Source organism: Candidatus Venteria ishoeyi, from assembly GCF_030378065.1.
Taxonomy (GTDB): Bacteria; Pseudomonadota; Gammaproteobacteria; order Beggiatoales; family Beggiatoaceae; genus Venteria; species Venteria ishoeyi.
In genome coordinates this window covers 166,710-177,457 of record NZ_JAUCGJ010000001.1, presented here as the reverse complement: position 1 = coordinate 177,457, position 10,748 = coordinate 166,710, and the positions used below count along the sequence as shown (strand labels likewise).

Sequence of the window (10,748 nt, the reverse complement as noted above, 5' to 3'; positions counted from 1 at the left end):
CAATGGTCACTAAAAATATACAAGCGACTGTTATTACATAGCTTTTCAACGCTATTTTTAATCAAGGCATTGGATATTTTTTCATCATCTAAAACCGATTTTAAAGAATTATCTATCAACTTTTTACCTCTCTCAAACTCACGTTTGTCATCACTAATTTGCCATAATTTTATCGTCTTATTTTCAACAATTTTTTAAATTGAGAATTGCTGATTCTTGATAGTCGAGTAAAAATTAAATTTTAATTGGCCCTATACTTTACATTGTAAAGTAATTTGCTAAACTTTAATTTATCAAGCCGCACAAACAAGGAAAAACCCATGCAAGATCTGGAAAAAGCTTTAAACCATCTTGCCGATATCCACGCGCAGGTATCGCGCACGGAATATTATCGGGGTTTTAACAGCGTCCCGCTGGTATTGAGTGGGGTCAGTGGTTTGTTTGCCGCAAGTGTACAGGCATCCTGGATGAATATGGATAATCCAGGTTTATTTGTACTCTACTGGTCAGTTGTGGCAAGTTTGAATGTATTACTGTTTGGAATAAAGCTGGGTCTGGATTACCGCTGCAGCCATACCCCTTTTGAACGCCGCAAAACCCATGCAGTATTGTTGCAATTTATGCCGACATTACTCGCAGGTTTATTATTAACCATTGTTGCATTGCGCTGGATGCACCCGGTTTTGCTGCAATGTATGCCGGGATTATGGGCCTTGCTATTTGCATTGGGCGTCTTTGCCTGTCGCCCGTTTTTTCCAGGGCGCATGTTTTGGCTGGGTGCTGCTTATTTAATTGCAGCAGCCTGGTTGTTGACCCTGGCTCCAACCGGGCAAAGTCTATCACCCTGGAATATGGGTTTGGTATTTGGTGGCGGACAATTATTAGCCGCCTTGATTATTTATTGGGAAATGGAACGACATGAACGCTGAATCTCTTCATAGCCACAAAGGCCGTTACGCTTATGAGCGACTGGAGCGGGTGATTCATGAAAAAGCACGTCTGGGTATTTTAACCTCACTGTTAACCCAGCCTGAAGGTTTATTATTCAGTGAATTACGAGATTTGGTGGGCTTGACCGATGGTAATCTCAGTCGTCATTTGAAGGTTTTACAGGAAGAATCATTGGTCAGTATTCAAAAAGCTTTTGTGAATAACCGTCCACAAACGACGTGTTTGCTGACAGAAGATGGGCGAGAACGCTTTCTGAATTATTTACAAGCATTAGAGCAGGTGATTAAAGATGCAGAAACCGCAACAAAAAAGACTACAAAATCTGAGTCGGCATGGCTTGCCACCTGAACTCAGTACTCATCCTTTGTCATTGGGTTCTCCTGCAACCCACACACGCCTGCGTTGGTGTGGTTGTTGTGTAGAAGAATTATCACCACTGGGCTTAACGCGCCAAGTGTCGTTACGCGAATGGCTGAAAACCAGTGATTTTTTTCAGCAAGCTACTTTGCATCACAAAGTATTTTTCAGGGAAAACTAAATAGGTTAATTTTATATGTATATCATGCTCATTAATGCACCTCACCAAAATGCATAGAACTCGGTGATTCACTCTTCCTCCGCAGCATGTTCTGCGGCAAACACATGTGAATAAAGATTGGCTATCCACTGCTTGCCTTCCTGCGTGACCCGCAGGTAGGACAAACCATCCTGGATATAATGGTTGACCATATTCCAGTAAAACGCGGGGTAATCCCGTTTTAGGTCTTGTGGGCTGTGGTAATTCAAACGCTGATTAACCCCGGTTTCTTCAAATTCATAATATAAAGCGGGCAATTTACGAATATAATGCGGGTCAGCCATTTGACCGATTAAATCTGCGGCACGCACCAGCCCCGGATAAGAACAGGTATTTTGATGATCCGTGTCATCAGGTACCGGAAATCGGGTCAGCTCGATGTTGGCGGCAATACTTTCCGCGTCAACATAGGGATTGCCGCCAAAGCGTTCGCGGATAAATAACTTACCCCGATCCACATGATAAGGCGAGAGCGCGGCATCGGTTGCACCTGCGGGTAATGTGACCATGCCCTCATCAATGCCAGTGGCATAAATGCCAGCCCCGTCCTGCTGACAAATGCCACGTATATGACCAATATCATGGCATAACAGAGAAACGATAAAATTCAGCCAGTCACGATTGGATACCCCACCTTCCCGAATATGTTTACCACGCAGGATTTCCTGTCCGACCATCGTCACCATAATGGTATGTTCCATATTATGGTACAAGGCATTGCTGTTGGAATAGTGTTCTAGCGCCATGCGCCCGGCCCAAGCGATAATTGATGTATTCGCTTGTTGCAGATTGCCATAATTGCGGTAATAGGCTTCTTCTAGGCGTTGTACAAATGCTTCAACAACCAATTCTGTGGGGTTAAACATCATTTGTAAGTTCCTTCCTCTAAATGATTTTTGCTGGAGGTAAAGATAATCATACCCTCTAAGGAGCAGGAATTAAATAACTTGTGCAGTTGCTATGGGATTTTTTTTCATCCTCACTCCTAAGAAAATAACTGGGCAAGTAACTTCCAGGCAACCGCTTCAGGGTGAAACTGCGGCATATCCATAATGGCTTGTTGCGCCAAGCGTTGGCGCAGAGCAGATTGCTCAATCAGTTGTTGCAGCGCCTGATAACATTGTGGAAAACATTGGCTATTTACTTGCAGTGCATTTTTTCCGTGACGGACAAAACTGCCGCTGCCACCGGCTTCCGGCACAATGACAGCCACCCCGCAGGCCATCGCTTCCATTGCGGTCAGGCCCATTGCCTGAAAACGTGAGAAATCGACAAAAATATCCACATCATTAAAAAGCGTGACTAATTGTGCAGGGCTGAGCAAACCTAAATGTTGATGTTCAAAATCTCTGCTTAAGCTTGCCAGTGCCGGGTCATTTGCATCAACGCCAAATAATACAATTTCCACCTGTTGTGGATAGGCCCGTTGAATTTTTGCTAAGACTTGCATGGTCAGGGCGGCAGCACGGCGCGGCGTTGCTGGTCGAATCATGGCGCTGATGCGCAGCTTGTCATGCTCTGCGCGCTCGCGTAGTGGCATAAAAATATCACTTTGATAGCTGGCACCGATCACCTGGCTGTTTTTCCCCAGCATGGCAGATAGTTCTTGTTGGTTCCAGCGGGTTTTGGTCAATAACTGTATGTCTGGAATATGCAGATAAGACAACCAGGCAGCACGAAAGTCTTCGCTGCGGCGAAAATAATAACCCGCCAGACGGCGGCGCAATGCGGGCATGGACCAAAATCCTGGCAAACGACTGGCTTTATCAATAAAAAACCAGGGTTCAAAATCCTGCACATAATAAGCAATTTTTGGTGGATTGGGAAAATCAAGCAAAGCCTGTAACCAGGGTACGGTAAAAAATACGCTGGCAATAACCGCATCAAAATTTTGGCAGGCTTCGGGAATATCAGACTCATGATGCACATAACAGACAGGGACTTCCAAATCCGGGTAACAGGCCTCAAAATCCTGTTGATGCCCATAAAAATTCAGCAGTTGTATATCCACGCCCATGCGCCGCAGTACCTGTGCTTCCGAAACAATCACATGGCTGCCACCGCCGGTTTCCCGCAGTGGCAATATAATCATGATTTTTTTCCCCTGCCAACGGAATAAGGCGCTTTCAATATAATTCCAACGCTTTAACAGCACTTGTGTGCGCGCGCGCAAACCCGCCATAACCCGGCTGTCGCGGCACAAATTACGTTGTTTTAACAACAGGGGTTCAGTAAAGCGTTGCAACAAAGCGGGATGCATTAGCGGGTTTGCTGTTGTCGGGCGCGGCGCATGGGCATATAACCAGACATCGTCAGCCACTACTGAGGTCAAATCCTCTGCCTGGGCGCGCAGGCTGTATTCCAGCAACTGCATCGGAATTGTTGCCAAATCTGGTGCCAATGGCCCCAGTTGTCCACGCGCCTGTGCTTTTAACAGGATACAGGCAGGGTCAAGATAGGGCAGGCGCGGATAAATACGGCACGATGTCGCGCGCAAACGCTGTGCCATTTGCGCACTGTCCATATCCAGTGGTAATGCTTTAGCAGGATGTTGATGGGGTAATGTGGGTACGCTTTGCCACCCTGCATCATTACTTAATACTCCAACCAGCGCAATTTGCGCATCACTGTGCGCGCATTGCTGTAATAAGGCCAACCAGTTCGGGGTGACGCTGATAGCCGCGTCCAGTACCACAATATCCTGTTGTGGGTGCTGCTTAACAATATGCTGTAAAGTGGCGCTTGGTTTGTCATCGCAGTGTAAATCAGTAACTGTAATGGTTTGCCGTAAAGCCTGCCATATTGCTTGTTCAACATGCTGATAGTTTTGTAAAACAAGTATTTTACAATGTGTTGGAGTGTGTGAAATCAGGGCGTGTAAACAAGTTTCCAGTACACTAACCGCAGTTTCTACAGCAATGACGACAATCAGCACAGGTTGGCTTTCCAGGTTGGAGCCTGGGTTGGAGCCTGGGTTGGGTTCCGGGTTGTATTCTAATTGCCAGTCTGCTTGTTTAAGGATGGCAATGCCCTGATTATTTTTCATTATTTTTTGATTTTGCATACTGTCTTATCGTTATCTTATTGTACAACACGACCTGGGAGGCTATTCTCAGACAGCCTCCTAGGAGGCTATCCGAGAACAGAGGCCGTAGCGAGGGAAGGCTGGTTTGAGGCAGATTTTTTCATTATTTGAGGCGAATATTGGGTATATTTAACGAAAATAAGGGAGAAATCTGACCAAATCCAGCTTTTCCGCAGTAGGTCTTGTGTTTTCGGACAGCCTCCTAGTACAGCGAACACTAAGTTCACATAATAACTTTGAGCGTAGGACTGGCAGTCCTTTAGGGACTGCCAGTCCTGAAGTTATTATTTGTTTTTACCAGTTACTGTACTAGCTATTTAACCAATTTTGCCATTGCTCAAAAATTTCAGCATCTAATGCTGCAATCGCTGAACGGCTTTTTAAGGTATTGGGCTGAATTTCTTCACCTTCAAAGCTGCATGCCGAACCACCTGCTTCAGCAAAAATTAAAGCGGCTGCGGCGTAATCCCAGAGCTTTTGTCCACCGTGAATATACACATGCGCACGCCCTGCCGCCAGCCAGCACCAGTCTAACACCACCGCACCAATATTACGCTGCGAGGCATAAGGTGGCGCACTTAGCAGACGCTGTTGCAGCGTTGGGGATAAGCGTTTGAAATCCACCAGGCCCACGCCTTTGTGCAGTGGGGTGCGGGGTTTTAATGTGCCAAGCTTTTGGCCATTAAGCTCAGCGCCCTGCCCCCGTATGGCACTGAAACATTCATCACGCATGGGGTCATAGACCATGCCCATTTGCGCCTGTCCGGCTTCCAATAATGCCAGCGATATTGCAAAACAAGGTAAACCCGCAGAAAAATTGGTGGTACCATCTAAGGGATCCAGACACCAAAGTGGGGTTTGCGCAGCCAACAACGCTTCCTGTTCTGTTGCAGGCATTTCTTCGCTGAGCACCGGAATATCTGGATAGGATTGTTTTAAGGCTTGAATAATGCGTGTGTTCGCAGCCAGATCCGCTTCAGTCACCAAACTGCCATCGGCTTTTTGTTGAGCATCACAGGATTGGAAACGCGCTAATAATTCCTCTTGTGCTACGGACTTTAATAAGGGGCGTAAGTGCTCCAGCTTGGGTGCAGACATCTTGTACTCCTATTACCTAACATCAATCTGAACTCGATGTAAGGCGTGTTAAGAAAAAATAGTGAAATCCAGTATGACAGAAGTGCAGACCTGACAGGTCTTTGCTATGAAGCCCGACAATAGAATGTTGCGGATGTTTTAGCATCAAACACGTTGTATAGAAAAACTTAATACCTCATCAATATGCTGTGCACCGGTTTGTAACATTAACAACCGATCCAGCCCCAGGGCAACCCCTGCGCAATCCGGTAAACCCGCTTCCAGCGCAGCCAGAAAACGCTCATCTTGCACGGGTTGTAATAAACCACGCTGTTTGCGTTGTGCCAGTTCTTCCTTAAAACGTTGCGCTTGCTCTTTGGCATTATTGAGTTCAAAAAAACCATTGGCGAGTTCCACGCCCTGCATATATAACTCAAAGCGCGCGGCTAATTCAGGTCTGTCAGGAAGCTTACGCGCCAGTGATGCCTGACTGGCTGGATAATCATATAAAAACAGAGGAGCCTGCACCCCTAAATACTGCTCAATAGCATGGCTTAGAATCAGATTGAGACAGTCATCCCTATCGAGACTTTGTGCCTGAACGGGTGTCAGCCATTGCTCTGCTCGCTGTTGTAATTGTTGCAGCGGCGTATCCAGTGGATGAAGTTTGGCATAATGTAAAAAGGCATCAATATAAGACAGATAGGTTGCAGGCGGTGTGTTTAAGGTGACTTGTAATAAAGCATCGACTTCCTGCATTAATTGCCAGTGATCAAAACCAGGACGATACCACTCCAATAAACTGAATTCAGGGTTATGTAAGCGTCCCGCCTCCCCATCCCGAAACACCCGGCTAATCTGGTAAATCGCGCCACTGCCCGCGCTTAATAAGCGTTTCATGGCTAATTCCGGGGAGCTTTGCAGATATAATGTGCCTGGTTGCGGCCCATGATATTGCGTCAGCAAGGGTTCAATGGCAGGATCGGGCACGCAGGCACGAAATAATACCGGGGTTTCGACTTCCAGCACATCCCGCTGCGCAAAAAAATCCCGAATTTTAGACAATAAATTCGCTCTTGCCTGTAAGCGTTCCCGGTTTGCACCCGGTTGCCAGTCGCTATCGCTCATAATCATTACACCATATTGCATAAGGGTTAAATAACATAGCTGCCACCAGCATCACATCCAGCATACCCCGGCGTCCCAGCAATTCCACGCCATGCAATAAATGCGCTTTATTGGATAACAGGTACAATAAAAGTAGTTTAAGTGTACGCAACATCGGCAACAATATTGCTGGCAAATACAGGATTAAAGCACTCAAGGCCAGCATTGCCGAGGGTTGATTAGCAGGGGAAGGCGCTGTATTTTTGGTGTGCGGCAAGGGGATTTCACCAGCCTGACAAATCAGTTGTAGGGGATGCTTTTTAGACTTTTGCACCAAACCAGGGACTCGCTGCACCAAATCAGGGAATTTTTGCACCAAACCGCAGCAAAAACAGGCACACAAATGGGTATCATCTGCTACTTGAAAATATTGTCCGGTGCTGTTTATTTTACGTGGCATCGTCCCTATCCTTTAAATAACCTGAACCCGAGGTCAGATTTTTGAGTAAAAATGTATTTTAACCTGAATCCAATGTAATGAATTTTGCAAAAAATTTAACCCTGCTTTACAGTAGATTTTATAAAAGATTAAAAATTTGGGAGGTACTTATGCGTAGGAGGTTGTATTTCATGTTACCGGATGTTGCGCATTGCAAAAAACTGGTGGCAGAACTCAATGAAAATGGTATTTCTAATCATTATATTCATGCGGCTGCCAGAGAGGATATTTCTCTGGAAGGCTTACACCAGGCCACTAAGCTGGAAAAAACAGAACTAGGATATGGCTTAGCCTTAGGTATTATTGTCGGTGGTCTCGCAGGTTTAAGCGCGGGACTGGCAGCGGTCATGTTACCACCTGCCGGGCTGGAACTGGATAGTAAATTGGTATTAATCACCACCACGGTGATTGGCACAATATTTGGTATCGCGGTATCCACGCTGGTTGCCAGCGATATACCCAATCACGAACTGAATAATTTTCAGGATAGAATTTACCAGGGAGAGATTCTATTAATTGTTGATATGCCAAGTGGGCAAATTGAACCGGTTAAAGCACTAATTTATGACCATCATCCTGAGGTCAAAATAGGGGTATTAAAAAATCCACGTAAACCGCTACCAGGTCAGGTGTAAAAAAAACCGCGCAAGCTAACCCAATAAAGCAAGCGCGGTAGAACAACTAAACTGGTGTATACAATAGCATATTTTATCTCTGCAATAACGTCAGGCAAGCCATGATTTGACGTGATTAAAAAGCTTATTCTACAAGGAGAACAGAATGACATATCCATCCCCTGTAATTTTAGTGGGTCTGGGAGAAATGGGCGGTGTCTTTGCCCGGGGCTTTTTACGTGCGGGGTATCCGGTTTATCCGGTCACTCGCAATACCGATCTGTCACAGACTGCGCAACTCATCCCGCAGCCACAATTAGTGTTACTTGCCACCGGAGAGCAAGATTTACATCCCTTGCTTAAGCATATTCCAGAACATTGGCGGACGCGTTTGGTTTTATTACAAAATGAATTATTACCTAAAGACTGGCAACAACATGATCTGGATAATCCTACGGTGATTTCCGTCTGGTTTGAGAAAAAACCGGGACAGGATTTTAAGGTGATTATTCCCTCCCCGGTTTATGGCCCACAGGCGCAAGTCATTGCAGACAGCCTTGGCAGTCTTTCAATTCCCGTGCGGGTGTTAAAAGATAAAGCCAGTTTATTATTTGAACTGGTACGCAAAAACCTGTATATCCTGACCAGTAATATCGCAGGTATTAAAGTGGGGGGTAATGTCGGGCAACTCTGGGAACAGCATCACGAATTAGCAGAATCAGTTGCCAGCGAGGTATTGGAACTGCAAGCTTTTCTCAGCGCAGAAGAATTGCCGCAAGCGCATCTTATTAACGCAATGGTGGAAGCCTTTGACAATGACCCGGAACATCAGTGTATGGGACGTTCCGCCCCTGGGCGTTTGCAACGTGCATTAGAAATTGCAGACAGGGCTGGATTAGATGTGCCGGTACTCAGGCAAATTCAGAAACTGTATTAAAACTTAGGAACGAGGATTTTATAATTCCTGAAACTAAGGAGTGAGGATGAAATAAGTGCAGAAACTGGGCACAGGATTTTTATTCATTTTCAAGGCGTGAAAACAGGCGCATAGCAAGCTATGTAACTGTTTTCGGAACGCAGAAAATGGAGAAAAAGACCAGCCCAGTTGCTGAAGTTATAAAATTCTCACTCCTAAGCTGGGAACATGACAAATTATTCTCCGTAGAGACGTAGCAGTGCTACGTCTTAGCTACATCTCTACAGACCGGATAATATGGGATTATCGAAAAATAGACTTTGCCTGTTCGCGGCTCAGACAAACATCTAAAGCAACATCCCAGTCAGGCAGGCGCACGCCAAATGTTTCTGCAAGTTTGTCATTGGATAAAACCGAATAGGCCGGACGCGGTGCGGGTGCAGGATATTCTTCGGTGCGTATAGGGAATACGCTGGGCGGATTAGGCAGGTGAGAAACGATGGCCTTGGCAAAATCACACCAACTGGTTTGACCACCACAAGTGAGATGATAAATACCAGATAAATCCTCAATCGAATGTGGGCATAAAGCAGATTGAAGTTGTACTAAAACCTGCGTTGTGGCATCAGAAATCAGGCGGCTCCAGGTTGGCGCGCCAATTTGGTCAGCGACGATGCTTAATTCGGAACGCTCTTGTCCCAGGCGCAGCATGGTCAACAGGAAATTATTTCCATAACGTCCATAAACCCAACTGGTACGGAAAATCAGATGCTTGCAGCCGATACCTTGAATCGCTTCATCCCCCGCCAGTTTGGTTTTACCATAAACACTACGTGGGTCGCAAAAATCGGTTTCCACATAAGGTTTATCCACATGTTTGCCGTTATATACATAATCTGTGGAATAATGCACCAGCAAAGCATCCAGCGCCTTAGCCTCTTCAGCCAGGATACCGGGTGCGGTGCCATTAATTGCCATAGCCAGTGCTTCGTCCTGCTCTGCGTTGTCAACCGCAGTATAAGCGGCGGCATTAACAATAATATCAGGCGCAACATCGCGCACAGCATGGCGCAGTTGACTGTGATCGGCTAAATCCACTGGATAAGTGGGATGATCACGATCCACCGTGATCACATCGCCTAAAGATTGTAACGAGCGCCATAGCTCTGCGCCGACCTGCCCGGTATTGCTGACTAATAAAATACGTTTTCTTTGATGTGTCATGTGTTTTCCTGAAGGGGTTATGAAAACCAGCGTGAAGCAAAAGCGGTTTTTTCGCGTTTCAAATCCTCAAAACCGGCGAAACAGAAGCTTTTACATAACACCAGCTTATAAAGCTTTCAATAGCGGTGCTTTGGCATCTTTTTCAGACAAAACAGGATCACTGATAGGCCATTCTATACCAACATCCGGATCATTCCAGATTAAGCTGCCCTCATCATCCGGTTGATAATAATCCGTACATTTATAGGTAAAGTCGGCTGTTTCAGATAGGACACAAAACCCATGTGCGCAACCTGGCGGTACATAAAACTGGGTATGATTTTCAGCGGTCAGGGTAATGCCCACCCAGCGCCCGAATGCCGGGGAATCTTTACGAATATCAACGGCGACATCAAAGACTTCTCCCTGGGTAACAGAAACCAGCTTACCTTGTGGACGCTGGCGCTGAAAATGCAGACCGCGCAATACGCCGTAACGAGAACGTGAATGGTTATCCTGTACAAAAGGCTCAGCAATTCCCGCAGCCTTATAACGCTCTGCCTGGTAGGTTTCCAGAAAAAAACCACGTTCGTCACCAAAGACTTTGGGTTCAATGATTAATACACCGGGAATTTCAGTTGTGATGACATTCATGATGGGTACTAAAGACTCCTTGTTTAATCTGGTTTCGTGTAAGATCGATTAGCCACTTGTGGCTA

General features: G+C 45.9%; 12 protein-coding genes. 5 read left to right on the top strand and 7 right to left on the bottom strand.

What is annotated here, in order from left to right; genetic code table 11:
- The first annotated feature begins 320 nt into the window (after window positions 1-320).
- Genes QUF61_RS00730 through QUF61_RS00720 form a run of 3 tightly spaced genes read left to right on the top strand, consistent with a single transcriptional unit; the run spans window position 321 to window position 1,489 of the window.
- Window positions 321-929, top strand: coding sequence for a hypothetical protein (locus tag QUF61_RS00730; RefSeq protein WP_103921370.1), 609 nt, complete (start codon window positions 321-323; stop codon window positions 927-929).
- Window positions 919-1,299 (top strand): transcriptional regulator, encoded by a 381-nt coding sequence (locus QUF61_RS00725; protein WP_289679966.1) that lies wholly within the window; start codon window positions 919-921, stop codon window positions 1,297-1,299. The genes QUF61_RS00730 and QUF61_RS00725 overlap by 11 nt, the downstream gene beginning before the upstream one ends.
- Window positions 1,241-1,489, top strand: a complete 249-nt coding sequence (locus QUF61_RS00720) for a hypothetical protein (RefSeq protein ID WP_289679971.1) — start codon at window positions 1,241-1,243, stop codon at window positions 1,487-1,489. The genes QUF61_RS00725 and QUF61_RS00720 overlap by 59 nt, the downstream gene beginning before the upstream one ends.
- Before the next feature lie 68 nt (window positions 1,490-1,557).
- On the opposite strand, the gene QUF61_RS00715 is transcribed toward QUF61_RS00720, so the two are convergent.
- The 5 genes from QUF61_RS00715 to QUF61_RS00695 all read right to left on the bottom strand — a co-directional run bounded on the left by QUF61_RS00715 (window position 1,558) and on the right by QUF61_RS00695 (window position 7,257).
- Window positions 1,558-2,397 carry an Npun_R2479 family HD domain-containing metalloprotein gene (locus QUF61_RS00715; RefSeq protein WP_286019485.1) on the bottom strand — a complete coding sequence of 280 codons (840 nt, stop codon included), beginning with the start codon at window positions 2,395-2,397 and terminating at the stop codon, window positions 1,558-1,560.
- 116 nt (window positions 2,398-2,513) lie between these two features.
- On the bottom strand, window positions 2,514-4,592 hold the full coding sequence (locus QUF61_RS00710) for a glycosyltransferase family 4 protein (RefSeq protein ID WP_289679965.1): 2,079 nt from the start codon (window positions 4,590-4,592) through the stop codon (window positions 2,514-2,516).
- A 330-nt stretch (window positions 4,593-4,922) separates the two neighbouring features.
- Window positions 4,923-5,711: an inositol monophosphatase family protein gene (locus tag QUF61_RS00705; protein ID WP_103921374.1), complete on the bottom strand. Its 789-nt coding sequence runs from the start codon at window positions 5,709-5,711 to the stop codon at window positions 4,923-4,925.
- 144 nt (window positions 5,712-5,855) lie between these two features.
- On the bottom strand, window positions 5,856-6,818 hold the full coding sequence (gene epmA / locus QUF61_RS00700; protein WP_177428576.1) for an EF-P lysine aminoacylase EpmA: 963 nt from the start codon (window positions 6,816-6,818) through the stop codon (window positions 5,856-5,858).
- Window positions 6,808-7,257, bottom strand: a complete 450-nt coding sequence (locus tag QUF61_RS00695) for a paraquat-inducible protein A (protein ID WP_289679963.1) — start codon at window positions 7,255-7,257, stop codon at window positions 6,808-6,810. Before QUF61_RS00695 ends, epmA begins: the two co-directional genes overlap by 11 nt.
- A 170-nt stretch (window positions 7,258-7,427) precedes the next feature.
- Between QUF61_RS00695 and QUF61_RS00690 the strand changes: the two genes are divergently transcribed.
- Window positions 7,428-7,931 (top strand): DUF1269 domain-containing protein, encoded by a 504-nt coding sequence (locus tag QUF61_RS00690; RefSeq protein ID WP_103921377.1) that lies wholly within the window; start codon window positions 7,428-7,430, stop codon window positions 7,929-7,931.
- A 145-nt stretch (window positions 7,932-8,076) separates the two neighbouring features.
- Complete coding sequence (locus QUF61_RS00685; protein ID WP_103921378.1) at window positions 8,077-8,847, top strand: ketopantoate reductase family protein; 771 nt, start codon at window positions 8,077-8,079, stop codon at window positions 8,845-8,847.
- Window positions 8,848-9,129: 282 nt separating this feature from the next.
- Here QUF61_RS00685 and rfbD read toward each other — a convergent pair whose 3' ends face one another.
- Window positions 9,130-10,050, bottom strand: coding sequence for a dTDP-4-dehydrorhamnose reductase (gene rfbD, locus QUF61_RS00680; RefSeq protein WP_103921379.1), 921 nt, complete (start codon window positions 10,048-10,050; stop codon window positions 9,130-9,132).
- 105 nt (window positions 10,051-10,155) lie between these two features.
- The gene (rfbC, locus tag QUF61_RS00675) at window positions 10,156-10,683 is read right to left on the bottom strand and encodes a dTDP-4-dehydrorhamnose 3,5-epimerase (protein ID WP_103921380.1); all 528 of its coding nucleotides are present in this window, start codon (window positions 10,681-10,683) and stop codon (window positions 10,156-10,158) included.
- Between the last annotated feature and the right edge of the window lie 65 nt (window positions 10,684-10,748).